This window comes from Mesorhizobium sp. P2_C4, from assembly GCF_056404575.1.
Genome location: NZ_JBFUDT010000001.1, coordinates 321,704 through 345,994, shown reverse-complemented (window position 1 = coordinate 345,994; position 24,291 = coordinate 321,704). Strand labels below are relative to the sequence as shown.

The following is a 24,291-nucleotide window of genomic DNA, read 5'->3' as shown; positions in this document are numbered from 1 at the left end:
GGCCCCGCGCCGGGGCTACTGTTCTTCCACGACGCTGATCCACTCGAATTCCGGAAGCCAGTGCAGCGCCGATCGGTGCCACTTCTGTTGTGTCGGGACCAGATCCTCGCGCTGCCGTGCGGTCCCCGCTCTGATTCCGTAGACCTTCGGGCCGTCGCCAACCGACGTTGCGTAAAGGTGCGAACCGCAGTCGCCGCAAAAGCCCTGCGCGCGCTTGGCGCCGCTCGACCCTGTCTTGATATAGACCTTGGGCGTACCCCTGGTAGTCCGGTACTGGCTCTCAGGCGCGGGAACGGTGACGCGAAAGGCTGTGCCGGTCAGTTGCTGGCAATCCGTGCAATGACAGATAGAGGTCTTTTCCGGATCGACCTCCGCCTCGTAGGTGATGGCGCCGCAATGGCAACCGCCGTCGATTTTCATGCTGGTTTCCTCCGAAATCCGTCCTGCGATCTTAGCGCGGCGGGGTCGTCAGGCAATGGCTGGCGGCTAGTCCAGAGCCTCTCCGGATGCTGCCTCGACCGCCTTGCGCCGCCGTTCCCAGGTCCCGGTCGTCTGCGGCTTGACGAACAGTCGCGTGATATCAGGCATTTCCTTTTTCAGCCGCGCTTCGATGCGCTCGACGCAGGCCTCGATCTCAGGCGCCGCCAGATGATCCTCGAACTCGATGCTCAAGCCGGCAACGATTTCCTGCGGACCCAAATGCAGCGTCAGCACACCGTTCGCGCGCTGCACCGCCGGGTCCTGCTGGGCAATGGCCAGCACTTGTCTCTGCACCTCGGGCGACGCCGGTTCGCCCAGCAGCAGGCTCTTGCTTTCACGCGCCAGGAAGATCGCGGTGGCGCCCAGGATCAGCGCGATGCCGATCGAGGCGGCGCCGTCGAGCTGCGGCATCTCCAGCAGCTCCGCCGCCAGTATGCCGACGAAGGCGACGATCAGGCCTAGCAGGGCGGCACTGTCCTCGAACAGCACGGTGTAGACGCTGGGGTCCTTGCTGCGCTGGACCGCTTCGAGCCAGCCGAGCCTGCCCTTTTCCCGTCGAAACTCCTTGAGCGCCACCCACCAGGAACTGCCTTCGAACAGGAATGACAGGCCAAGGACGATGTAGTTCACCATGGCATTGGCGACCGGCTCGGGCGCCAGCATGTGGATCACGCCTTCGTAGAACGACACGCCGGCGCCGAGCGCGAAGACCAGCAGCGCAACGATGAAACTCCAGAAATAGAGCTCGCGGCCATGGCCAAGCGGATGCGTGCGATCCGGCGGACGGGCGGCGCGGTGCATGCCGTAGAGCAGCAGGCCGCCATTGCCGGTATCCACCAGCGAGTGCACGCCTTCAGACAGCATCGCCGAACTGCCGGTGAAGAAGGCGGCGGCGAATTTGGTCAGCGCGATGGCGAGATTGCCGGCGAGCGCCGCGTAGATGACCTTTTTCGACCCGCCATGCGCCGCCATGGTGTGCTGCCCGGTTGATGTCAGGAGCTTAGCGGAGCAGCCGCCCAAGCTCCACAGCCTTCACAAGGCGCGACGGGTCCGCCGTTCAGGGACGGCACCTACTCGACGATTTCGTCGGTCCAGACCTTGAAGCCGGTGAGCAGGCCCGGACCGAAAATATGGGTCAGCGGCACATCGGCTGCGTCGCGGCCGGAGGCGATCAGGATGCGGCCGATGCGCGGCGCATTGTTGCGCGGGTCGAAGACATGCCAGCGACCGCCGAGATAAACCTCCATCCAGGCGGCGAAATCCATGCTCGACCACGGCTTTGGCGTGCCGATGTCGCTGATGTAGCCGGTGCAGTAGCGGGTCGGAATGTTGAGGGCGCGGCAGAAGGTGACGGCAAGATGCGCGAAGTCGCGGCAGACGCCGCTTTGCTCGCGATAGGCTTCGGCGGCGGTGCGCGTCGGCCGCGCGTTGCCGTAGTTGAAGACGATGTGGTTGTGGACGAAATCGCAGACCGCCTGCACGCGCGCAATGCCGAGCGGCGTCTGGCCAAACAGCCGCCAGGCCTCACTGGCCAACAGGTCGCTCTCGCAAAAGCGGCTGGGCAGCAGGAACAAAAGCGTATCCGACGGCAGGTCGCGCACCTCGTGCTGCCAGGCCATCAGGTCGCCCATCTCGAAGGTGCCGGGGTCGCGGATAACCGCATCGGTGCCGAAGGTGAAACGGCCGGGCGGGGCGACAAAACGGTTGCACCAATTGCCGAAACTGTCGCGATAGCTCTGGATCGGCACCGGCGGATTGGAGGTCAGGAAATCCGGGCGCTCAAGATCGGACGCTCTGCTATAGTGGACGTTCAGCATCGCGATCAGCGGCGTTTCCTGCGGAAAGTCGAAGCTCATCTCGCAGCCGATGTGGATTCGCATCTTTGTCCTGACCGGCCTGCCTGATCATCACCCGGCGAAGGCACGGGCCGATGCTGCAGTGCGAAAACAACCCTGACACGGATCGACATGGTTTACGAGCAAATTAGAAACTGGTTGAAAGCGGCCGGCTGGCGGCGGCGGCAGGTGCTAGCCTCTTGCAGTCAGGCGTTTCTCTTGTTTCACTTGCCGTCTCGCAATTGGAGGAACGAATCATGGCTAAAGGTGCGATGAAGGCAGGCAAGGAAGCCCGCAAGCCGAAGAAGGACGCCAAGAAGCCCGCCGCGGCTCCGGCCCTGAAGGCGCCACCCGTCAAGGCGATGAAGCTCAAGGAGCGGTAGGCCTCGGCCATTCGTTTCGGCAAAGGTTTTAGCCGGCGGCACCCGATGCCGCCGGTGTAGTCATTGATTGGGCGCTCGCAGGGTTCTATATCCCGCCCGACGAAGACGACTTCGCGCTTTCCCCGAAAACGGCCGGGACGACCCGCCATTGTTTGATTGAGCATCAGATCCTGCGAAAACCGGATTCCGGTTTTCGGTCCGATGCCCTGATGGAGCGCTCCGATGTCGTGGATACTTCTTTTCTTCGCCGGCCTGTTCGAGATCGGCTGGGCGATCGGCCTCAAATATACCGACGGATTCTCAAAGCCGCTGCCGACCCTGCTGACTGTCGCCTCGATGATCGTCAGCCTGACCTTGCTCGGCCTGGCGCTGAAGACGCTGCCCGTCGGCACCGCCTATGCGGTGTGGACCGGCATCGGCACCGTCGGCACGGCGCTGCTCGGCATCTGGTTGCTGGGCGAGCCGGCGACCGCGATCAGGCTGGGCTGCATCGCGCTGATCGTCTGCGGCATCATGGGGCTGAAGCTGGCGGCCTGAACATACCTGCGGACAAACACATTCAGGGCCGCTGCGAAGCGACCCTGATCTCGAAGCAGATGCTTCGGTAGCCTTGAGGCTAGCGGGCGGAGAAGCCCGGAGGCGTTCTGCCGGTACGCTGCTTGCGCGCCGCATAGCGCGCGTCACGCTTGGCCTTGCGTTCAGCTTCGTCGGCAAGCAGACGAGCAATGCGCTCGTTCTCTTCGGCTTCCCGGATTTTTGCTTCCGCCTGCGCGGCTTCTTCGGCGGCGATACGCGCCGCTTCAGCTGCTGCCTCGCGCTCGGCCTTCTCGACCGCCTCGCGTGCCAGCTTTTCCTGCTTCAGCCGGGCCTTTTCAGCCTCGCGGATTTCGCGGGCCTGGAGGATCGCCTTGCGTTCGGCCTGTCGTGCCAGCACTGCGGGATCGTCTGCCGCCGGCTTTGACTTGAAGCGCTCCAGAAGCGCCTTCTTTGCCTCGTTTGCGGCGTTGCGCCGCTCGAAAACGTCTTTTTCCCTGTAAATAGCCAAGTCCACTTCCCTGAAGTCAATTCGCGACGCTTACATACGCGCGAAAACCGAGAGTTCAAGCGCCAAAACGGCATGGCAGCCATGAAATTCCTGGCTGTTGCAGCCGGGAGACGCCTTTTCGAGGCGAAACCGACATGCACTGTTCACCGTCCGCCCCTCTGGCGGCGGGGCGGGCGCATCGCTACCTCTAGCGCAACAATCAAAACATTGGATGACAACTCATGGAACTCGGTCTCTATACCTTTGCCGACGTCAGCCCGGAACCCGGCCCCGGCGCAATCGGCCCGCATCAGCGATTGCGCAATCTGATCGAGGAGATCGAGCTCGCCGACCAGGTCGGGCTCGACGTGTTCGGTCTGGGCGAGCATCACCGCCCCGACTATGCCGCCTCGGCACCAGTCGTGGCGCTGGCCGCAGCTGCCGAACGCACCAAGCACATCAAGTTGACCAGCGCCGTCACCGTGCTGTCGTCCGACGATCCGGTGCGTGTCTTCCAGCAGTTTGCGACGCTCGACCTTCTGTCCGGCGGCCGCGCCGAGATCATGGCCGGGCGCGGCTCGTTCATCGAATCCTTCCCGCTGTTCGGCTACAATCTCGAAGACTATGACGAGCTGTTTGCCGAGAAACTCGACCTGCTGCTCGCCATCCGCGATCATGTCAAGGTGAACTGGTCCGGCAATCTGCGGGCAGCGATCAACGATCGCGGCGTCTATCCACGCCCATTCCAGGACAAATTGCCGATCTGGATCGCGATTGGCGGCACGCCGCAATCTGCGGCACGCGCGGGTGTGCTCGGCCTGCCGCTGGCGCTGGCCATCATCGGCGGCGAGCCGGCGCGGTTTGCGCCGCTGTTCGATATCTACCGCGACGCCGCCAAACGGGCCGGCACCGATCCGACCAATCTCGCCACCAGCATCAACGTGCACGGCTTCATCGCCGAGACCACCGCGCAGGCGGCCGACGACTTTTATGGACCGCAAGCCGAGGTGATGAACCGCATCGGCCGCGAACGTGGCTGGGGGCCGACGTCGCGGGCGCATTTCGACCAGTCGCGCGGCCCCAACGGAGCCTTGTTCGTCGGCAATCCCGAGCAGGTGGCCGAGAAGATCGTCGCCCAGCACAAGATCTTCAACAATGACCGCTTCCTGCTGCAGATGGCGATCGGCACCATGCCACACGCCAAGATCATGAAAGCGATCGAACTCTACGGCACCAAAGTGGCGCCGATCGTGCGCAAGGAAACGGCGACGGCCGTTCCCGCCATCACAGCATCGGTCGCCTGATCCAAGGCTGAGGATTGCCGGACAAGGCTCACACGAGCCTTGTCGCTGCCGGCTAAAGGAACTTTGAGGATGCACCGGCGTTTTCGCCGATCGGCTGCACCAATTGCGGTGCCCGATCGAGGGAACCAGAATGAAAGTCGAACCCGCCGCTTTGGGCGCAGCCGAAAGCCCGGATCCGCGCGTCGAGGCGCGCGCGGACACACGGCTGATGCGCTCGCTGCTCATCGGCATATTCATCCTGATGATCATCTACGCGCTGTATTTCGCTCGCGCCTTCTTCATGCCGGTTATCCTGGCTTTCCTGCTGACACTGACGCTGACGCCGATCGTGCGCTATTTGCGAAAGCATGGTGTGCCCGACGTGGTGTCGGCGACCCTGTTGGTGCTGCTGTCGGTCTGCCTCTTTGCCAGCGCCGGCTATCTGCTCAGCGGCCCGGTCATCGACCTCGTCAACAACAGCTCGTCGATCGGCCAGCAATTGACCGAGCGACTGGCGCAGTTGCGTCGTCCTTTCGAAAAGATCATGCATATCTCGCATGAGCTTGAGGGGCTGACCAACACTGGCCAGGAGCCCGGCATACAGAAGGTGGTGATGTCGCAGTCCGGCATCCTGTCGCAAGCCGCCGGCAACATACTTTCAGCGGGAACCAGCCTGACCATCATCTTCGTGCTGTCGCTGTTCCTGCTGGCGTCAGGTACGATGTTCTATGAAAAGATCATCCAGTCGTTTGCCAGCCTCAGCGAAAAGAAGCGGGCGCTGCGCGTCGTCTACGACGTCGAGCGCGAGATCTCGAACTATCTGCTCACCGTCGCTCTCATCAACGCCAGCCTCGGAACGGTCATCTTCCTCGGCCTGTGGGGGCTCGGCGTGCCCAACCCGCTGGTCTGGGGGGCGGCGGCAGCGCTGCTCAACTTCCTGCCCTATGTCGGGGCGCTGATCACAATACTGCTCGTCGCGGTCATCGCGCTGATCAGCTTCGATAGCATCTCCTATGCGTTGCTGGCGCCCGCCTTCGTGCTGTTGTGCGACATCGTCGAAGGCCAGTTCGTGACGCCGATGGTGGTTGGCCGCCGGCTCGAGATCAACGCGGTGGCGATCTTCATCGCCATCGCCTTCTGGTCCTGGCTATGGGGTTTCGTCGGCGCGCTGATGGCGGTGCCGCTGCTGGTCGTCATCAAGGTGTTTTGCGACCATTTCGATGGGCTGAGCCATGTCGGCAATTTTTTGGCGGCACAGCAGACCGTTGTCGTCGAGGAGGAACCAACCGAGGCTGTCGAGAAGGCCTCGACATAAACCGGCGCACAGTTTGCGGCTCCCGATCCGAGTGCCTATATCGAGCCGGTCAAGCCGGACTCCTTTTCATGACCGACGCCTCATTTGATCTCGATGCCTATTTCGCCCGCATCGGCTACACCGGCGCGACAGATGCTTCGCTGCCAACGCTGAAAGCACTGCATCTCAAGCACCCGCAAGCGATCGCGTTTGAAAATCTCGATACGCTGCTGGGCACTCCCGTTCATCTCGACCTCGCCTCGCTGCAGGACAAGTTCTTCGCGCGGGGTCGCGGCGGCTACTGCTTCGAGCACAATCTGCTCCTGATGCAGGCACTGAAGGCGCTGGGTTTTACCGTCAGCGGCCTTGCCGCACGGGTTCTGTGGGGCCAGGCTGAAGATGCCATCACGGCTCGCAGCCACATGCTGTTGCGTATCGAGCTCGACGGCCGAACCTACATCGCCGATGTCGGCTTTGGCGGGCTGACGCTGACGGCGCCGCTGCTGCTCGAGCCCGGTCTCGAACAGCAGACTCCGCATGAAACCTTCCGCATCGTCGAGGCCGACGACCATTTCCGCTTGCAGGCCAATCTTGGCGGCGACTGGCGCACACTCTATCGCTTCGACATGCAAGAAGCCCATGAGGTCGACTATGCGGTCGCCAACCATTTCGTCTCGACCCACCCGACCTCGCATTTCCTGTTTTCCATCATTGCCGCCCGCGCTTTGCCGGACCGGCGCTACGCGCTACGCAACAACAGGTTGTCGATCCATCATCAGGGCGGCCGCAGCGAGCAGCGCGAGATAGGGACAGCCTCCGAGCTCGCCGACGTGCTGGAGGGCGTGCTCGACATCACCATTCCCGACCGTGCCGCCTTCGAGGCCAAAGTGCGGCAGAAGAATATCGTAGGAAGCTGACCATGACCGCTCTTTCCGTTCTCGACCTGTCGCCGATCATCGAAGGCAGCAACGCCTCGCAGTCGCTGGCCAATTCGCTCGACCTTGCCCGCAATGCCGAGCGCCTCGGCTACAAGCGCTACTGGCTGGCCGAGCATCACAACATGCCGGGCATCGCCAGTGCCGCCACGGCGGTCGTCATCGCCCACGTCGCCGGCGGCACAAAGACGATCCGCGTCGGCGCCGGCGGCATCATGCTGCCCAACCATGCGCCGCTGGTCATCGCCGAGCAGTTCGGCACGCTGGCGGCACTGCACCCCGGCCGCATCGACCTTGGCCTTGGCCGCGCGCCGGGCACAGATATGGGCACGGCGCGGGCACTGCGCCGCAATCTCGAGGCCTCAGACAATTTCCCGCAGGACGTCGTCGAGCTGATGGGCTATTTCCGGCCGGCCGAGGATGGCCAGCGCATTCGCGCCGTGCCCGGCGAGGGCCAGCAGGTGCCGGTGTGGATCCTTGGCTCCAGCCTCTATGGCGCGCAGCTCGCCGCCATGCTTGGCCTGCCCTACGCCTTTGCCTCGCATTTCGCGCCGGCCGAACTCGACCATGCGCTGGAGATCTATCGCTCGCGCTTCCAGCCGTCGGAACAGCTGGAAAAACCCTATGTGATGCTCGGCCTCAACGTCTTTGCGGCCCCCACCGATGCCGAGGCAAAACTGCTGTTCACCTCGCTGCAGCAGGCCTTCGTCAATCTGCGCACCGGCCGGCCCGGCCGCTTGCCGGCGCCGGTCGAGGGTTACGAGCGCGACCTCGACCCGATGGCGAAAACCATACTGAGCCAGGCGCTGTCCTGCGCCGTCGTCGGCTCGCCGGAAACGGTCCGGCAAGGCGTCGATGCCTTCATTCGCCGCACCGGCGCCGACGAATTGATGGTCACCGCGCAGATGTACGATCATGCGGCGCGGGTGCGGTCGTTCGAGATCCTGGCCGAGGCCCACAAATCGCTGTCGCAAGCCGCGTAGGTGGTTGGCTTTTGCCTGACATGTGCGTCTGCTAAGGGCAGACTCCTCTTTTGTTTATTCGCAATTCCGGACGGAAAAACCGCTTTACACTTTTCCTGGAATTGCTCTCAAGCGCGAGCTCTCCCGTGACCCATGATCTCGACCAGCGCATGCGCTTTGCCATCGACCTTTCGCGGCGCGCCGGCGAGCTCGGGCTAAGATATTTCCGCGACCTCGACAGCCTGACCATCGAGAGCAAGGGGCATCAGGACCTGGTCTCGGAAGCAGACCGCGAGGTTGAGCTGTTTGTCCGCGCGGCCATCGCCGCCGACTATCCGCAAGACGGCATTGTCGGCGAGGAACATGCCTCGGTGGGTGGCTCCACAGGATATGTCTGGGTGATCGATCCCATCGACGGCACCGCCAATTTCGTCCGCGGCATTCCGGCCTGGTGCGTGGTGATCGCTTGCGCCAGGGATGGGGAGACCGTTGTTGGCGTCATCCATGAGCCATCGACCGGCGAGACCTTTCATGGCCGGCGCGGCGGCGGCGCCTTCATCGACGGCAAGCCGATCAAGACAACCACCACCGGCAGCCTCGAGGAAGGCTCGGTCGGAACCGGACTTTCAAACCGCGCCAGAACCGAAAATGTCGCCGTGCTGGTCCGCCTCATCCTGGCGGAAGGCGGCGTGTTCTTCCGCAACGCGTCAGGCGCCCTGATGCTGGCCTAATGTCGCCGCCGGCCGGCTGCTTGGCTACGTGGAAGAGCACATGAATGCCTGGGATTGCCTGGCCGGCATGCTTTTGGTCGAAGAAGCCGGCGGCACGATCGTAAAGCCAGACCCGAAGACCGTGCTGCGGGACGGAACGCTGGTGATTACTGCCGGCAAGGCTATTTTTCCTAAATTGCACACGCTTTGTTCAGAGGCGTTCAGGTTCTGATCCGACGCGTGACAATTGGTCCGTTCTCCACCGACCAGTATGGCGGTGGACGCCTTGCGCAGAATGCTTGCGCCCGATGCAGCCTGTTCTTATATACGCGCCAAGCCGTTCGGTGCCGGAATGCCGGTTGCCGGAGCGGAATTTCTTGTGAACAGGGGCTTTCGTCGGAACGCCTGTAACGGGTCCTGAGAGCCTGCTTAGCGGAGAGACTAGAAAAATGGCAAAAGTAATCGGTATCGATCTGGGAACCACCAACTCCTGTATCGCCATCATGGATGGCAAGGAGCCGAAGGTTATCGAGAATGCGGAAGGCGCGCGTACGACCCCTTCCATTGTCGCCATCTCAGGCGACGGCGAGCGCCTCGTCGGCCAGCCGGCCAAGCGCCAGGCGGTCACCAATCCTGAAAACACCATCTTCGCGGTCAAGCGCCTGATCGGCCGCCGCTATGACGATCCGGTGACGGAGAAGGACAAGAAGCTTGTCCCCTACAAGATCGTCAAGGGCGACAATGGCGATGCCTGGGTCGAAGCCGGCGGCAAGAAGCAGTCGCCCAGCCAGATCTCGGCCATGATCCTGCAGAAGATGAAGGAAACGGCGGAAGCCTATCTCGGCGAAAAGGTCGAGAAGGCGGTCATCACCGTTCCGGCCTATTTCAACGACGCCCAGCGCCAGGCGACCAAGGATGCCGGCAAGATCGCCGGTCTGGAAGTGCTGCGCATCATCAACGAGCCGACTGCGGCGGCGCTTGCCTATGGCCTCGACAAGAAGGAAGGCAAGACCATTGCCGTCTATGACCTTGGCGGCGGCACGTTCGACATTTCGGTGCTCGAGATCGGCGACGGCGTGTTCGAGGTCAAGTCGACCAACGGCGACACCTTCCTCGGCGGCGAGGATTTCGACATGCGCCTGGTCGAATATCTGGCGGCCGAGTTCAAGAAGGAACAGGGCATCGACCTGAAGAACGACAAGCTGGCCCTGCAGCGCCTCAAGGAGGCGGCTGAAAAGGCCAAGATCGAGCTGTCGTCGACGACGCAGACCGAAATCAACCTGCCCTTCATCACCGCTGACGCGACCGGACCGAAGCACCTGACGCTGAAGCTGACGCGCGCCAAGTTCGAGCAGCTGGTCGACGACCTCGTCCAGCGCACCATCGACCCTTGCAAGGCGGCGCTCAAGGATGCCGGCCTGAAGGCTGGCGAGATCGACGAAGTGGTGCTGGTCGGCGGCATGACCCGCATGCCCAAGATCCAGGAGATCGTGAAGCAGTTCTTCGGCAAGGAGCCGCACAAGGGCGTCAACCCCGATGAGGTTGTCGCGCTGGGTGCTGCCATTCAGGCCGGCGTGCTGCAGGGCGACGTCAAGGACGTGCTGTTGCTCGACGTGACGCCGCTGTCGCTCGGCATTGAGACGCTGGGTGGCGTGTTCACCCGCCTGATCGAACGCAACACGACGATCCCGACCAAGAAGAGCCAGGTGTTCTCGACGGCTGAAGACAGCCAGTCGGCGGTGACCATCCGCGTCTTCCAGGGCGAGCGTGAAATGGCCGCCGACAACAAGGCGCTCGGCCAGTTCGACCTGGTCGGCATCCCGCCGGCGCCGCGCGGCGTGCCGCAGATCGAGGTCACCTTCGACATCGACGCCAACGGCATCGTCAACGTCTCGGCCAAGGACAAGGGCACCGGCAAGGAGCACCAGATCCGCATCCAGGCTTCGGGTGGTCTTTCCGACGCCGACATCGAGAAGATGGTCAAGGACGCCGAGGCCAATGCCGAGAGCGACAAGAAGCGGCGTGCGCTGGTCGAAGCCCGCAACCAGGCCGAGGCGCTGGTGCATTCCTCGGAGAAGTCGCTGAAGGAATATGGCGACAAGGTCTCGGAAGCCGACCGCACGGCGATTGCCGATGCGATTACGGCGCTGAAGGCTGCGGCCGAAGGCGACGACGCGGCCGAGATCGAGGCCAAGACGCAGGCGCTCGCCGAAGCTTCGATGAAGCTCGGCCAGGCGATGTACGAGGCTTCGCAGAAGGAAGCCGCGGAAGCCGATGCCAAGGCGGACGCCGCCAAGGACTCTGACGTGGTCGATGCCGATTTCGAGGAAATCGACGAGGACGACGACAAGAAGAAGTCGGCCTGACCGTCTGACGGCAGAATAAGCGAAAAGCCCGGCGCAAAGCCGGGCTTTTTTGCAACCCTTGGCCAAAAAAGTGCGAGCCCGGCCGAAAAAACACGGACAAACCGGTGTCGACACTGGCATCCCGGCCCCATCGCACCTAAATCGACACAACGTGCCGGCAAGCGACGCATAAAGCTTCAAGACGTTGAGCATCCGGACTGCGGGAAAAGATGAAAGCTGATTTCTACGAAACGCTGGGCGTGCAAAAGGGCGCCGACGAGAAGGAGCTCAAGAGCGCTTTCCGCAAGCTCGCCATGCAGTTCCATCCAGACCGCAACCCGGGCGACCATTCCTGCGAGCACAAGTTCAAGGAAATCAACGAAGCCTACGAGACGCTGAAGGACCCGCAGAAGCGCGCGGCCTATGACCGTTTCGGCCACGCCGCCTTCGAACAGGGCGGCATGAATGGCGGCGCGCAAGGCTTTGGCGGCGGGGGCTTCGCCGATATTTTCGAAGACATTTTCGGCGACATGATGGGCGGGCGCCAGCGCCGCTCGTCGGGCGGCCGCGAGCGCGGCGCCGATTTGCGCTACAATATGGAAATCTCGCTGGAAGAGGCGTTCGCAGGCAAGACCGCGCAGATCCGTGTGCCAGCCTCGATCTCCTGTTCGGAATGCTCGGGCAGCGGCGCCAAGCCGGGCACGCAGCCCGTGACCTGCGCGATGTGCAACGGCCACGGCAAGGTGCGGGCGACGCAAGGTTTCTTCTCGATCGAGCGCACCTGCCCGCAGTGCCAGGGCCGCGGCCAGACGATCAAGGACCCGTGCCCGAAATGCGCGGGACAGGGCCGTGTCGTCGAGGAGCGTTCCCTGTCGGTCAACATCCCGGCCGGTATCGAGGACGGCACCCGCATCCGGCTTGCCAATGAGGGCGAGGCCGGTCTGCGCGGCGGCCCGTCGGGCGACCTCTATATTTTCCTGGCGGTCAAGCCGCACGAATTCTTCCAGCGCGACGGCGCCGATCTCTACTGCAAGGTGCCGATCTCGATGACGACGGCCGCCCTTGGCGGCTCGTTCGAGGTGGCGACGCTGGACGGCACGCAGACCAAGGTGAAGGTGCCGGAAGGCACTCAGAATGGCCGCCAGTTCCGCCTCAAGGGCAAGGGCATGCCGGTGCTGCGCCAGCCCAATGTCGGCGATCTCTATATCCAGACCGCGGTCGAGACGCCGCAGAACCTGTCGCGCCGCCAGCGCGAATTGCTGGAAGAGTTCGAGCAGCTGTCGTCACAGGACAATTCGCCCCAGTCGAGCGGCTTTTTCGCCCGCATGAAGGATTTCTTCGAGTCCTTCGGCGAGCACTGATATCTATCGCTCCAAAGCGAGAGCCGGCTTGGGGCATCCAGCGCGAAACCAACTTTGCCGCGTGAGTCCGTGAAAAACGTCGCGCCTTGAGACGCGACAAAAACTATCTTATCCACGCCATTGGCGCGACCGCGCCTTGCCTTGGACTGCCTAGGTGCTAAGTAGCGTCAGGGAAGCCCTCAGGAGAACTTGCATGGCACGTGGTCCGGGATTGCGGAAAGCACTGGCGGAAAAGTTCGACGACGAGCTGAAGTTCTTCAAGGGCTGGATCGACAAGCCGAAGACAGTCGGATCGATCGTCCCGACCAGCTCCATCACCGCCCGCAAGATGGCCTCGATCGTCAATCCGAAGTCCGGCCTGCCGGTGCTCGAAGTCGGCCCCGGCACCGGTGTCATCACCCGCGCCATCCTGGCGCTCGGCGTGAAGCCTGAAAATCTCTACGCGGTCGAATATTCCACCGATTTCGTCCGCCATTTGCGCCGCATCTACCCGGGCGTCCATGTGATCGAGGGCGACGCCTTCAATCTCAACGCCACGCTCGGTGACAAGAGCGAGATGGTCTTCGATTCGGTCGTCTCGGGCGTGCCGCTGCTCAACTTCCCGGTGGCACAGCGCATCGCCTATATCGAAAGCCTGCTCGACCGTATCCCTGAGGGCCGGCCGATCGTGCAGCTGACCTACGGCCCGCTGTCGCCGATCCCGCCCGGCCGCGGCGACTACACGGTTGAGCATTTCCACTTCGTCATCCGCAACATCCCGCCGACGCAGCTATGGATCTACCGCCGCAAGGCACATTAGGGTATGCCGATACTCAGGTGAGGCCGGCCTGCAAATGGCAGCTTCCTGCGCTTCCGGTGCTCACGTACTTTGAGTACGCTCCGCTCCGGTTCTCGGTATCAGCCATTTTCGACTCGGCCTGACCTGAATCTCAACACACCCTGAAGCGGTCCGCTTCCTCCGGATGCCAATGGCAGTAACCCCGAAAATCCTCGTCTTCGCCGGCTCGATCCGCACCGGCGCCTTCAGCGGCAGGACCGCCGATGTGGCGCAGAAGGAGCTGGCCATGCAGGGCGCCGAGGTGACGCGCATCTCGCTCGCCGACTATCCGCTGCCGATCCTCGACGAGGACCTGGAAAAGGAAAAGGGCGTTCCCGACAACGCCGTCAGACTCGCCCGACTGATCGCCGCCCATGACGGGCTGCTGATCGCCACGCCCGAGTATAACGGCTCCATCCCGCCACTGCTCAAGAACAGCATCGACTGGGTAAGCCTGGTGCGCAAGGATGGCGGCCGCTCGTTCAGGCCGCTTGCCGGCAAGGCCGCCGGCCTCTGTTCGTCTTCCAATGGACATTTCGCCGGGATACGCTGCATCAACCATCTGCGCGCTGTGCTGGTGCGCTGCCAGATGGAGGTGGTGACGCCGGAGTGCTCGGTGCCGGAGGGCGGCAACGCCTTCGACGACAGCGGCAATTTCAGGGACGCAAGACTGCATAAATCGATGGAGCACCTATGCCGCACGCTGATCGAAACCTCGCGTCTGCTGTCGACCCGGATCGAGGCATGATCCACGCGCAAGAGACGATGCGCGACAGGCTGATCGTCGGCCTCGACGTGCCGACGCTGAAGCAGGCCGAGGAAGCGGTGCGGGAGCTCGAAGGCGTCGTCTCCTTCTACAAGATCGGCTATCAGCTGGCCTTCGCCGGCGGGTTGGACTTCGCCAGGGAATTGGCCAGCGGCGGCACAAAAGTCTTCCTCGACATGAAGCTGCTCGACATCGACCACACCGTGGCCAAGGGCGTCGAGAACATCGTCAAGATGGGCGTCAGCATGCTGACTATCCACGCCTACCCGAAGGCGATGCGGGCGGCGGTGGAAGCCGCCAGGGGCAGCGAGCTTTGCCTGCTTGCCGTCAGTGTGCTGACCTCGATGGACGAACAGGACATGATCGATGTCGGCTATGAGTATGACCCGCATACGCTGGTGCTGCGGCGCTCGGAACAGGCGCTGCATGCCGGCATGGGCGGCATCGTCTGCTCGGCCGAGGAAGCGGAAGCGGTGCGCCGCATCGTCGGGCCAAACATGGCCGTGGTGACGCCGGGCATCCGGCCCAAGGGCAGCGACCATGGCGACCAGAAGCGCGTGGTGACGCCGGCGCAAGCGATCCGCAACGGTTCCAGCCACCTCGTCGTCGCCCGCCCCATCGTCGCGGCAAGCGACCGGCGCGCGGCGGCGGAAGCCATTCTTGATGAGATGCGCTCGGCATAAATCCCAGGAACAATTTTTGGAGAAAAAGCATGCCCAAGGGATATTGGATTGCCCGCGTAGAAGTGCGCGACGCAGAAGGCTACAAGGAGTATGTTGCAGCAGCCAAGCTGGCCTTCGACAAATTCGACTTGAAATTCCTGGCGCGCGGCGGACCCTACGAATTTGCCGAGGGCTCCGGCCGCGCCCGCAACGTCATCATCGAGTTTCCGTCGCTTGCCGCCGCGCATGATTGCTACCACTCGCCGGAGTATCAGCGCGCCGCCGCCATCCGCCAGAAAGTGGCCGACGGCGAAATCGTGCTGGTCGAAGGGGTTTAGCGTCTTATCGTTTGACCATGATCTGTTCCGAAAACCGGTTCCCACTTTTCGGGATCATGGTCTGAACCGGTTCGCGGCGGTCTCGGCCATCGCATCCGCAAGGCTCAGCCCCCATTGCGAGCCGCAATAGGCGCGGAAATCGAAGCAGGGCAGGCCGGGGCAGACCTCGAATTCGATGAGATGGACATGATCGTCCGCCTCGACCCGGAGATCGATGGAAAACACGTCGCGCAGGCCAAGCCCGCTGATCAGCCTCTGCGCGATACGGCGGATTGTTGCGGCGGCTGCCGGCTGGGTGTCGGCGACCGGCAGCAGCGCAGGCTCAGTGTAGTGTCCCGCCGCTTTGGCCGCCTCGCCAGTGTCGCCATAGAGCGCCAGGCTATCGGCCATGGTCTGGAAATCGGCGCCTGAATCGACAAAGACGATGCCGAGCGCCTCGGCGCCGGTGTCCGGCTTCAGGCTGAGGAAACTGGCGCGCACGTTGCGGCCGGCAACATAGGGCTGCACGACGACATCGTCGCGATAGGCGGCGAAAACACGCCGGCTAAGTTCCAGCGCGTGGCCGAGATCGGTGCAGCGCGAATCCGGCCAGATGCCGATCTTGGCGCCGAGACGGTTCGGCTTGACGAACCAGCCGGCAGAAGAGGCCGGCGGCTCGGACAGCCAGTGGCCATCGCGGGCGAGGCCGGCCGCCGGCGCCGGCAGGCCGAGTGCCCCAAGCACGGCGCCGGAGCGGAATTTGTCCTGGCAGAGCGCAAACAGCGAATCGTCGGCGCCGATGGTTCTCAAGCCGTTCAGCCTTGCCAAAGCAGGTGCTGCGCCACCGCGGAAATAGGCGATGCCGTCGGTCAGTGTCCAGACCAGCGTGGTTTCCGCGTCTTCATCGGCGAGTGCCCTCGCGGCATCGTCGAGCGCCAGCGGCGCGAAGGACAGGCCGCGCTTCTGGCAGGCTGCGGCAAGCGCGTCGAACTCAGGCACGAGATCGGTCGACTGCGCCAGATAGGAGGCGATCTCGGCGGCGCGCTCCGGCGCGTGGCCGTCGGCGACCAGCCGGTCGAGGCAGGCTTTTTCCGGCTCGTAGACAAGGATCAGCTTCTTGCTCGTCATGAGTTGAACGGTTTCCAGCAACGGGACGGTCTACCATCGCACGGCCAAGCCAATCGGCTCTCGCGAAACCGACACCGTCCGGACGCCTGCGTGACAGCGTCCGTAGTCCCAGGCCGCGCTCAGGCGATCAGCACGCGCGGCTCAAAGCGGCCGTTGACCTCGATGTCGAGCAGGAAGGTCATGCCGCCCTGCGGGTCGAGCTTGCGTTGCTTCTCGTCCTTGCCCTTCCAGGCCGAGGTCACCGCCAGCCGGTTGGCCTTGGCGCCGACAAAGGCCGGGCAGGATGGTTGCGTCACCGGCATGGCGACCGAGCGCAGCAGTCTGCCGTCGGGGCCATAGGCTTCGATGACCTTGCCGCCCCAGACGGCGTTCCACAGCACGCCGTCGCGGTCGAGCACGGAGCCGTCGATGTAACCCTTGGCCGCGCGGTGATCGACGAACACTTTCGGCTCGTCGGACGGCAGGCCAGTCGCTGGATTGCAGGCGACGCGCATCAACAACCCGGTCGAGGTGTCGGTGTAGTAGGCGATGGCGCCATCTTCAGAAAAGCAGATCGAGTTCGACACGGTGATGTCGGAGAACAGCTTGCGCAATTCGCCCTTGAAGAACCAGTAGATCGAGCCGGCGCCTTTCGCCTCGCTTTTGCCCATCGTGCCGACCCAGAAGGCGCCGCAAGGGTGGACGCGCGAATCGTTGGAGCGGGTGAGTGGATTGTCGGCCTCGATGGCGGTGTGCAGCGTCAACTTGCCGGTCGCCACGTCGCGCACATGCAGGCCGGTCTCGGTGGCGATCAGCTGGCGCTGGTCGTCGATGATGGCGATGGCACTGGCCATCTGGCCAAGCTCATGGATCTTCAGCGCACCGCCAGAAAAGCGCTTTTCCAGCAGCTGACAGTTGACGATGTCGAACCAGTAGAGCGTATCGGTGGCCGGATCGTAGCTTGGCCCCTCGCCGAGATGGCAGACATGGTCGGAAAAAACGGAAACGACTTTTTCGTTCATGAGGACGCTCCGAAGGCTGCATCCCAGGCAGTAACGGCGGCCTGAGCCCGCGCTGCCACCTCGTCAACGCTCATGCCCGGCTTGAACAGGCTGGAGCCGAGACCGAAGACGCTGACGCCGGCCGCTTTGTAGCCGGCAAAGTCTTTTTCCGAAACGCCGCCGACGGCGCCGACCAGCGTCTCGACCGGCAGCACGGCGCGCATCGCCGAAATGCCAGCCGCGCCCAGCACGCTTGCCGGGAAGAATTTCAGCGCCGAGGCGCCGAGCCGGATCGCCTGAAAAGCCTCGGTGGGCGTGAACACGCCGGGCATCGTGACCATGCCGTGTTGCATGGCACGACCCATGACTTGCGCATCGATGTTGGGGCTGACCAGCAGCCTGCCACCGGCTTCGTGCAAGCCGTCGACATCGGCCGGCGTCAGCACCGTGCCGGCGCCGACCAGCGCCGAGCCGGGAAGCGCTCTGACGATGCTGGCGATCGACGCGAACGGATCCGGCGAATTGAGCGGCACTTCGATGGCCTCGATGCCGGCTTCGAACAGCGCCTTGCCAACCGCCACCGCCTCCTCAGGCTTGAGGCCGCGCAGGATGGCAACCAGACCACGCCTAAGCTTTGGGAAAGGTGCGGTCTGGTTCATGCGACAACTCCGTTCTTGGCGATCATGCCTTGTCGATCAGTCACGTTCGGCCGATCATGCCGTTTTCGCGCGCGGCCTCGATCAGGCCGGCACGCACCGCCTCGTCGGCGTCGACAGCCCTGACCGCAAGCCCGGCAAGGCCGAGCGCCTCAGTATAAAGCGTGCCCAGCGCGCCTGAGGCAACCAGCACGACGGGCGCCGCATTTGCGCCATAGCGGCGGTTTGCCGAGGCGATCTCGCCGCCGATCAGCAGGCCGGAGAGACAGGCAGCAGCATCGTCGGGCTTTAGGTCCTGCAGCAGGCCGGCGGCGCGGATCGAAAACAGTCTTGAGGTGACATCGCCGCCCTCAGCCAGCGCCTTGCGGCACCAATCCCGGAAAAACGGATTGTCTGAAGTGACCGGCTTTGGTTGCTCGCCCAGCGAATGACGCAGGATCGAATGCGCGGCCAGCACCGAAAACAGCTCGCCGGTCGGCCAGGTGCCGAAACCGGCGACAGCGCCGTCCTCGACCAGAACCCATTTCGAATGCGTGCCCGGCATGCAGACAAGCTGGCGGCCCTTTGCCGGCAAACCAGCGCCGGCCAGTTGCGTTTCCTCGCCGCGCATCACATCCGGCGCGTCGAGCGATCGCTGGGCGAGGCCCGGCACGATGCGGATATCGCGGCGCTGGCCGGGAACTTTGGCAGCGCCGGCAAGGATGGCATTGAGCGGCGACGGCACGGTGACGTAGGGCGCCTCGAGCCAGCCCTGGCGTGAGCCGGCCATGCCGCAGATGATGACTGGCAGTGCTTCCGGCGCGCCCATGGCCGCCAGATGGCCTTCGAGAATGGTCGCAAAGCCCTTCTGTTGCGCGGTGATCAGCCCGTCATCGCCGCGGCGCTCGGCAAGAACCTTTCCGCCGGCGTCGACGAGCCAGACCCGCATGCGGGTGGTGCCCCAGTCGACGGCGGCGACAGCAGGCGTCTTGCTTCCCGGAACCTGGCTCACAGGAAGCCTCCGTCGACGATCAGCATCTGCGCGGTCAGCATGCGCGAGGCGTCCGACGCCAGGAACAGCACCGTTCCAACGATGTCTTCCGGCTGCATCACTTGCTTGATGCACTGCTTGGCGACATGGGCGGCGAGCGCCTGTTCGGTCACCCAGAGTTCCTTCTGCCGCTCGGTGATGACCCAGCCAGGCGCGATGGCGTTGACGCGAATACCGTCTACACCAAGCTTGCCGGCGAGGCCCTTGGTGAGACCCAGGATACCGGCCTTGGCGGCGGTGTAGGCCGGCATGTCGGGGTGGTTGATCAGGTAGGATGTCGAGGTGAAGTTGATGATCGAGCCGCCGCCGGCCCGCTTCATGCCCGGCGCCACGGCTTGCGCGGTGAAGAAATGCGGCCGCAGATTGATGGCCTGGTTGTTGTCCCAGAACTCGACCGTCACGTCTTCGACGGCGTGGCGTTCGTCCCACGCGGCATTGTTGACCAGCACGGTGACATCGCCATGCGCCGCCGCAGCGCTGGCTGCCGACGTCCGCAAGGCCTCGACGTCGCGCAAATCGGTCTTGAAGTAGAGCGGCCGAAAGCCGGTCTCCTTTTCGACGCGATCGGCAAGCGCTGTGCTTGGCCCGTCGGCGATGTCGATGAAGGCGACTTTCGCGCCTTGGCGCACGAAACCCTCGGTCAGTGCCGCGCCAATGCCGGAGCCGCCACCGGTGATCAGCACCGAGGCTCCCCTAAGGTCGGCAAAATCCGCCGATGGCATCATATCTGTTCTCTCCCAGCCTAACCGGCGCGCATCCTAGCCAGACACGTCGTGTGGGCAAGGGCGAAACGTCGGATTTGCCGGCATATGTCAGACAAAACGACAATGCGCCGCACCGGGCGTGCGGAGCGAATGCTGGCTAAGTCGAGATCGCCGGTTCAGACCGCCTTGGCGTGCAGGGCGCCGCGATAGGAATCGCGGAGGTAACCGAGCGTGGCGTCGGCATCGACCGGCCTGCCGAACAGATAGCCCTGGCCGCCAGCGCAGCCGAACTGGACGAGGCGGTCGGCCTGCGCCTCCTGTTCGATGCCTTCGGCGACCACATCCATGCCGAGCCCCTCGCACATGGCGAGAATGGCGCGGATGATGTGTTCCGACGGCCGGTCGTCGAGGATGGAGGAAACGAAGGCGCGGTCGATCTTGAGCTTGTCGAAATGGAACTCGCGCAAGCGGCCGAGCGAGGACTGGCCGGTGCCGAAATCGTCGAGCGAGACGCGGATGCCGACGCGGCGCAGATCCTCGACAATCTTCTCGGCCGAGGCCGGATCGTTCATCAGGCCGGTCTCGGTGATTTCGATCTCCAGCCGGCGCGGATCGAAGCCGCTGCGGTCGAGGATGGCCAATATGTGCAATCCGGTGTTCTGGTCGACGAGCTGTGACGGCGACAGGTTGAAAGACAGGAACAGGTCCTTGGGCCAGCTCCGGGCCGCTTCGGTGGCCTTGCGCAGCACCAGCTGCGACAGCGGGCCGATGATGCCGCGCTCCTCGGCGATGGGGATGAAGACCGTCGGCGGCACCGAGCCGAGGTCGCGGTCAGTCCAGCGCGCCAGCGTCTCGAAGCCGATGGTGCGGCGGGTGTTCAAGTCGACGATGGGCTGGAAATGCGGCTCCACCTCGCCGGCCGAGACCGCGCGGCGCAGCGCCTGCTCGATGCGGGTGACGCGCTTGGCGGCTTCTTCCATCTCGCGGGTGTAGACGACAACCCGACCGCGGCCGGAACGCTTGGCATGATAGAGGGCCGTTTCGGCCTTGTTGACGAGGATTTCCGTGGTTTCGTCGCCGGAGTAGAACAGCGAGCAGCCAACCGAGGCTGAAAGCCTGGCCGTGCGTTCGCCGACATCATAGGGCGCCGAAAGGATCTCGATCAGCATGCGCGACTTTTCAGCCGCGGCCTCCTCTGAGAACACCATCGGATAGAGGTAGGCGAATTCGTCGGCGCCGATGCGGCAGACGGTGGAATAGCTGTCCATCGACGCGCGCAGCCGCATCGCCACCTGGATCAGGATATCGTCGCCGGCCTTGTGCCCGAACAAGTCGTTGATTGGCTTGAAACCATCAAGATCGAGAATGCCGACGGTGAACGGCGCCGGGTCCTCGGACCGATCGCTGATCAGGCGGTCGACCTTGTCGAAGAAGCGGCGGTGATTGCCAAGTCCGGTCAACGGATCCGTGAAGGCCTGATCCGAGCTTTCCCTGCTTGCCTGCCCGGTGCCAAACGTCGTTTGCATCGGTGTCCCTGTTTTGAATATCGGAATTTATGGCCAGACTGCCAGCAAACCCTTTAGTAAACGTATCGCGAAATCGATTTTTTCGTCGGCTGAAGAAAAGCTGCCGATGGCATGAAATGTCCGACCCTTTTCAGGGACGGATGCCTTCAGGCACCTTGCCGGACACGATAGAGTTCGACGGGAGCTCCCTTGGTTTCCATTACCGGCTCGAGCCATTCGGGCACGCTGCCGTGCATCAGCCCGGCAAGAAAGCCTTGCGGCGCCCTGGCGGCGAGAAGCTCGCTTTCCGGGCTGCCACGGCACAGCGCCACCAGGCCAACATGGTGCGCCGCCACGATTGCCCTGGCGTCAGCGGCTGATCCCAGGAAAGCATCGAGCGCAAGCAGATCGCCGGCGATGTTGCGGTGATAGGGTCCGGCGAATGCGCGGTGTCCGGAATAGGCCAGGATCGGCGAGCCGAGGTTGGAAATGGCGAGCACGGTGGTGTCGGGCTGCCGCGCCAGCGCTGCGAACGATGCCTTGGCCTCGCACACGGCGTCTATACCTGCGTCCTTGGTAGCAACCTTGTTGGCGTCAAAGGCGATCGAGGTCGCGGCGGCGGCGCCGGTCCAGACGGCGTTCATCGACACCAGCCAGACTGCGGCCATGCGCAGCGACACGCTGCGTGAGGGACTGGTTTGCGCCCGCTCACGCCATTTGGCGATCCAGGCAGAAAGTGGGATCACCGCAAAGGCAATCGAGAATGTCGAACCGCGAACCTGCCAGGCGCTGACGATGAACGCCACGACAAGAAGAGCGCCGACAAGGCTGTCCCGCCGGCGCCAGCCGCTGCGGCCGCGGCCGAGGCGAAGCGCCATCAGGACGATCGCCACCAGCGGGGTGACATAGCGCGCCACCACCCTGGCCGGATCGTAGACGAAGAGTTTGAACAGCGACTGCGCCTCGTCGATGTGATCGAGCCACAAATCCTTGAGGCGCGGATCAAGGTTCGCATAAGGAGCTACCAGGCATTGCGGGAACAGCGCCACCACGACAGCGCCCAGCACGACGGCAAGCAGGCCGAGCGAGATCAACCGCCGCCGGCGCGTGCGGCCGGTCGCGTCGACCGAAACGATGGCTGCAAGGCCGGTTCCGGCGAGTGCCGCGACCACGAACTGCACGGTCGAGAACGCGTCGCATTGCGCCTGACCCCAGGCCGAGATCGGAATGGTGGTGACGAAGACGAGCGCTGAAACCCCGGCAAAGCCGAGGCCGAAATCCCTGGCGATCAGCCGTTCGCCGCCTGGGTCGACGACAAACAGCAGCGCGACGCAGGCACCGATGGTGGCGACATAGGGTGCAGTTTCCATGCCGACGGCCAGCGTCAAGGCAGCACACAGGCCGGAGAACAGTGCAGCCCACCGGCGCACAGGTGCCTCGAGCAGCAGGCTGAGGCTGGCGATGGTCAGCGTCAGCTGGACATTGTGGTGATCAAGGGCCCCCGGCAAAAAGATGCCGATGAAATGCAGCGCCGCCGCGCCGACGACGATCGCTGGCAGCACGGCGCCCGAGCCGCCGAAACTGCGCGCCGCGCGGGCGATGAAAAACACAGCCACACAGAAGAGCAGCGCCGGCCAGAGCACTTGCACGACGTTTTCGGCGACAGCCATGCTGCCGGTCAGGGCCTTTGCCACCAGGATGATGCCGGCAAGCGGCGCATCGACCAGCCGCGACCAGTGCATGACGAAACCACCTTCCGGCCCCATCCTGTATTGATGCAGATCGAACCAGCCCTGGCCGGCCAGCATGTCGCGAACCTCGACCATGCGCAGAAGGCTGTCATTGTCGCCGCCGGCATTGGCCAAATGCGGGAAACCCGTCCAGGCGTTGACGGCAAACGCCACCAACGTGGCAAGCAAAGCCAGCATGACATCGGGCTTCCAGGTGGAAGCGCCATCCTTGACTGTGCTCATCTTCATGACCTTTGGGGGAATGCGAGGCGGTTTAAACCTAGCCTTAACAGCTTCAATAAATAGTAAAGCCGCCTGAGCGCAGCCGATATTCGGCGCGGCCATGGAGCGCCACTTGGCATCCGGAGACCAAAATGCCGCACGAAGTTCGCTATGAACCCACCATCGCCGTGCTCCTGCCTTGCTACAATGAGGAGTTGACGATCGCCGAGGTGGTGCTGCGTTTTCGCGAAGCCCTGCCTGCTGCCGTCATCTATGTCTACGATAACAATTCCAGGGATCTCACGGCGCTGAAGGCACGCGCCGCCGGCGCCATCGTCATCCGCGAGCCGCGCCAAGGCAAGGGCAATGTGGTGCGCCGCATGTTCGCCGATGTCGACGCCGACATCTACCTGATGGCCGACGGCGACGGCACCTATGCGCCGGAGGACGCGCCGCAGCTGATCAACACGCTGCTGACCGAACGCTGCGACATGGTGGTGGGCACCAGGCGCGGCGTCACCGACGATGCCGGTCGCTCCGGCCATGCCTTCGGCAACCGCGTCTTCAACAGCCTCTACAAGCGCCTCTTCGGCACCGACTTCACCGACATCTTTTCGGGCTATCGCGTCTTCACCCGACGCTTCGTCAAAAGCTTCCCCGCCGTTTCCGGCGGCTTCGAGATCGAGACCGAAATGTCGGTGCATGCCTCGCAGCTCAAATTGCCGGTCAGCGAGATCGCCCTCGACTATGGCCGCCGGCCGGAGGGTTCGTCGTCCAAGCTGTCGACCTTTCGCGACGGCGCCAGGATCCTGTGGATGTTCGCCATGCTGATGAAGGAGACGCAGCCGCTGCGCTTCTTCGGCGCCTTTGCCGTATTCTTCCTTGGGTCGAGCCTGTTCCTGATGACCCCGGTGCTGATCGAATTCGCCCAGACCGGGCTCGTGCCGCGCATGCCGACTTGGGTGCTATCGGTCGGCCTGCTGCTTCTGTCGATGCTGGCGGCGGTGACCGGGCTGATCCTCGATTCGGTATCGCGCGGCCGGGCCGAGCAGAAGCGCATCTTCTATCTGTCGATGCCGTCGGGCCGCGTCGAACGCGCCGGCCCGCACGCAAATGTGAAGGCCGAGCCGGGCAAGACCCCCCGGGCGGCCTAGAGCTTGTC

At 63.6% G+C, this 24,291-nt stretch carries 24 protein-coding genes and 1 pseudogene; 14 read left to right on the top strand and 11 right to left on the bottom strand.

The genetic code is table 11. The annotated features are described in order from the left end of the window. Positions 1-15: 15 nt before the first annotated feature. The 3 genes from AC1DX6_RS01755 to AC1DX6_RS01745 all read right to left on the bottom strand — a co-directional run bounded on the left by AC1DX6_RS01755 (position 16) and on the right by AC1DX6_RS01745 (position 2,360). Entirely contained in the window at positions 16-420 is a 405-nt protein-coding gene (locus AC1DX6_RS01755) for a GFA family protein (protein WP_477310625.1), read from the bottom strand. A gap of 66 nt (positions 421-486) precedes the next feature. Next, on the bottom strand, positions 487-1,452 hold the full coding sequence (locus tag AC1DX6_RS01750) for a cation diffusion facilitator family transporter (protein ID WP_477310623.1): 966 nt from the start codon (positions 1,450-1,452) through the stop codon (positions 487-489). Positions 1,453-1,550: 98 nt separating this feature from the next. After that, positions 1,551-2,360: a transglutaminase-like domain-containing protein gene (locus tag AC1DX6_RS01745; RefSeq protein WP_477310621.1), complete on the bottom strand. Its 810-nt coding sequence runs from the start codon at positions 2,358-2,360 to the stop codon at positions 1,551-1,553. 212 nt (positions 2,361-2,572) lie between these two features. On the opposite strand from AC1DX6_RS01745, the gene AC1DX6_RS01740 reads away from it, so the two are divergent. Both AC1DX6_RS01740 and sugE read left to right on the top strand, forming a co-directional pair. Further along, positions 2,573-2,698, top strand: coding sequence for a hypothetical protein (locus tag AC1DX6_RS01740; RefSeq protein ID WP_477274112.1), 126 nt, complete (start codon positions 2,573-2,575; stop codon positions 2,696-2,698). 222 nt (positions 2,699-2,920) lie between these two features. Continuing rightward, a complete protein-coding gene (gene sugE / locus AC1DX6_RS01735) occupies positions 2,921-3,235 on the top strand; it encodes a quaternary ammonium compound efflux SMR transporter SugE (protein ID WP_477310619.1) in 315 nt (104 codons plus the stop codon). 79 nt (positions 3,236-3,314) lie between these two features. Here sugE and AC1DX6_RS01730 read toward each other — a convergent pair whose 3' ends face one another. Next, positions 3,315-3,743 carry a DUF6481 family protein gene (locus AC1DX6_RS01730; RefSeq protein ID WP_477310617.1) on the bottom strand — a complete coding sequence of 143 codons (429 nt, stop codon included), beginning with the start codon at positions 3,741-3,743 and terminating at the stop codon, positions 3,315-3,317. A gap of 221 nt (positions 3,744-3,964) precedes the next feature. On the opposite strand from AC1DX6_RS01730, the gene AC1DX6_RS01725 reads away from it, so the two are divergent. From AC1DX6_RS01725 to AC1DX6_RS01675, 11 genes and pseudogenes are all read left to right on the top strand, one after another. Then, complete coding sequence (locus AC1DX6_RS01725; RefSeq protein WP_477310615.1) at positions 3,965-5,026, top strand: LLM class flavin-dependent oxidoreductase; 1,062 nt, start codon at positions 3,965-3,967, stop codon at positions 5,024-5,026. Between the two features lie 130 nt (positions 5,027-5,156). Continuing rightward, positions 5,157-6,320 carry an AI-2E family transporter gene (locus tag AC1DX6_RS01720; protein ID WP_477310613.1) on the top strand — a complete coding sequence of 388 codons (1,164 nt, stop codon included), beginning with the start codon at positions 5,157-5,159 and terminating at the stop codon, positions 6,318-6,320. Positions 6,321-6,388: 68 nt separating this feature from the next. Continuing rightward, complete coding sequence (locus AC1DX6_RS01715) at positions 6,389-7,216, top strand: arylamine N-acetyltransferase family protein (RefSeq protein WP_477310611.1); 828 nt, start codon at positions 6,389-6,391, stop codon at positions 7,214-7,216. Positions 7,217-7,218: 2 nt separating this feature from the next. After that, on the top strand, positions 7,219-8,217 hold the full coding sequence (locus tag AC1DX6_RS01710) for an LLM class flavin-dependent oxidoreductase (RefSeq protein ID WP_477310609.1): 999 nt from the start codon (positions 7,219-7,221) through the stop codon (positions 8,215-8,217). A gap of 125 nt (positions 8,218-8,342) precedes the next feature. Continuing rightward, positions 8,343-9,138: pseudogene (locus AC1DX6_RS01705) on the top strand (inositol monophosphatase family protein). 217 nt (positions 9,139-9,355) lie between these two features. Further along, positions 9,356-11,272: a molecular chaperone DnaK gene (gene dnaK, locus AC1DX6_RS01700; RefSeq protein WP_477310607.1), complete on the top strand. Its 1,917-nt coding sequence runs from the start codon at positions 9,356-9,358 to the stop codon at positions 11,270-11,272. Between the two features lie 209 nt (positions 11,273-11,481). Next, positions 11,482-12,612 (top strand): molecular chaperone DnaJ, encoded by a 1,131-nt coding sequence (dnaJ, locus tag AC1DX6_RS01695; RefSeq protein WP_477310605.1) that lies wholly within the window; start codon positions 11,482-11,484, stop codon positions 12,610-12,612. A 193-nt stretch (positions 12,613-12,805) separates the two neighbouring features. Next, the gene (pmtA, locus tag AC1DX6_RS01690; RefSeq protein ID WP_477240424.1) at positions 12,806-13,411 is read left to right on the top strand and encodes a phospholipid N-methyltransferase PmtA; all 606 of its coding nucleotides are present in this window, start codon (positions 12,806-12,808) and stop codon (positions 13,409-13,411) included. A gap of 169 nt (positions 13,412-13,580) precedes the next feature. Further along, positions 13,581-14,177, top strand: a complete 597-nt coding sequence (locus AC1DX6_RS01685) for an NADPH-dependent FMN reductase (protein WP_477310603.1) — start codon at positions 13,581-13,583, stop codon at positions 14,175-14,177. Then, complete coding sequence (pyrF, locus tag AC1DX6_RS01680; protein ID WP_477240420.1) at positions 14,174-14,878, top strand: orotidine-5'-phosphate decarboxylase; 705 nt, start codon at positions 14,174-14,176, stop codon at positions 14,876-14,878. Before AC1DX6_RS01685 ends, pyrF begins: the two co-directional genes overlap by 4 nt. A gap of 29 nt (positions 14,879-14,907) precedes the next feature. Then, the gene (locus AC1DX6_RS01675) at positions 14,908-15,195 is read left to right on the top strand and encodes a DUF1330 domain-containing protein (RefSeq protein ID WP_477310601.1); all 288 of its coding nucleotides are present in this window, start codon (positions 14,908-14,910) and stop codon (positions 15,193-15,195) included. Between the two features lie 54 nt (positions 15,196-15,249). Here AC1DX6_RS01675 and AC1DX6_RS01670 read toward each other — a convergent pair whose 3' ends face one another. The 7 genes from AC1DX6_RS01670 to AC1DX6_RS01640 all read right to left on the bottom strand — a co-directional run bounded on the left by AC1DX6_RS01670 (position 15,250) and on the right by AC1DX6_RS01640 (position 23,150). Next, positions 15,250-16,302, bottom strand: coding sequence for a D-alanine--D-alanine ligase family protein (locus AC1DX6_RS01670; protein ID WP_477310599.1), 1,053 nt, complete (start codon positions 16,300-16,302; stop codon positions 15,250-15,252). Between the two features lie 119 nt (positions 16,303-16,421). Next, positions 16,422-17,303, bottom strand: coding sequence for an SMP-30/gluconolactonase/LRE family protein (locus AC1DX6_RS01665; protein WP_477310597.1), 882 nt, complete (start codon positions 17,301-17,303; stop codon positions 16,422-16,424). Continuing rightward, the gene (locus tag AC1DX6_RS01660; RefSeq protein ID WP_477310595.1) at positions 17,300-17,941 is read right to left on the bottom strand and encodes a 2-dehydro-3-deoxy-6-phosphogalactonate aldolase; all 642 of its coding nucleotides are present in this window, start codon (positions 17,939-17,941) and stop codon (positions 17,300-17,302) included. The genes AC1DX6_RS01665 and AC1DX6_RS01660 overlap by 4 nt, the downstream gene beginning before the upstream one ends. 40 nt (positions 17,942-17,981) lie before the next feature. Beyond that, positions 17,982-18,929, bottom strand: coding sequence for a 2-dehydro-3-deoxygalactonokinase (locus AC1DX6_RS01655; RefSeq protein WP_477310593.1), 948 nt, complete (start codon positions 18,927-18,929; stop codon positions 17,982-17,984). Continuing rightward, positions 18,926-19,693 carry an SDR family NAD(P)-dependent oxidoreductase gene (locus tag AC1DX6_RS01650; protein ID WP_477310592.1) on the bottom strand — a complete coding sequence of 256 codons (768 nt, stop codon included), beginning with the start codon at positions 19,691-19,693 and terminating at the stop codon, positions 18,926-18,928. Before AC1DX6_RS01650 ends, AC1DX6_RS01655 begins: the two co-directional genes overlap by 4 nt. Positions 19,694-19,848: 155 nt before the next feature. Further along, positions 19,849-21,198, bottom strand: a complete 1,350-nt coding sequence (locus AC1DX6_RS01645; protein WP_477310590.1) for a putative bifunctional diguanylate cyclase/phosphodiesterase — start codon at positions 21,196-21,198, stop codon at positions 19,849-19,851. A gap of 146 nt (positions 21,199-21,344) precedes the next feature. Beyond that, on the bottom strand, positions 21,345-23,150 hold the full coding sequence (locus tag AC1DX6_RS01640; protein ID WP_477310588.1) for a GtrA family protein: 1,806 nt from the start codon (positions 23,148-23,150) through the stop codon (positions 21,345-21,347). A gap of 131 nt (positions 23,151-23,281) precedes the next feature. On the opposite strand from AC1DX6_RS01640, the gene AC1DX6_RS01635 reads away from it, so the two are divergent. Further along, positions 23,282-24,283, top strand: a complete 1,002-nt coding sequence (locus AC1DX6_RS01635) for a glycosyltransferase (RefSeq protein WP_477310586.1) — start codon at positions 23,282-23,284, stop codon at positions 24,281-24,283. The last annotated feature ends 8 nt before the right edge of the window (positions 24,284-24,291 follow it).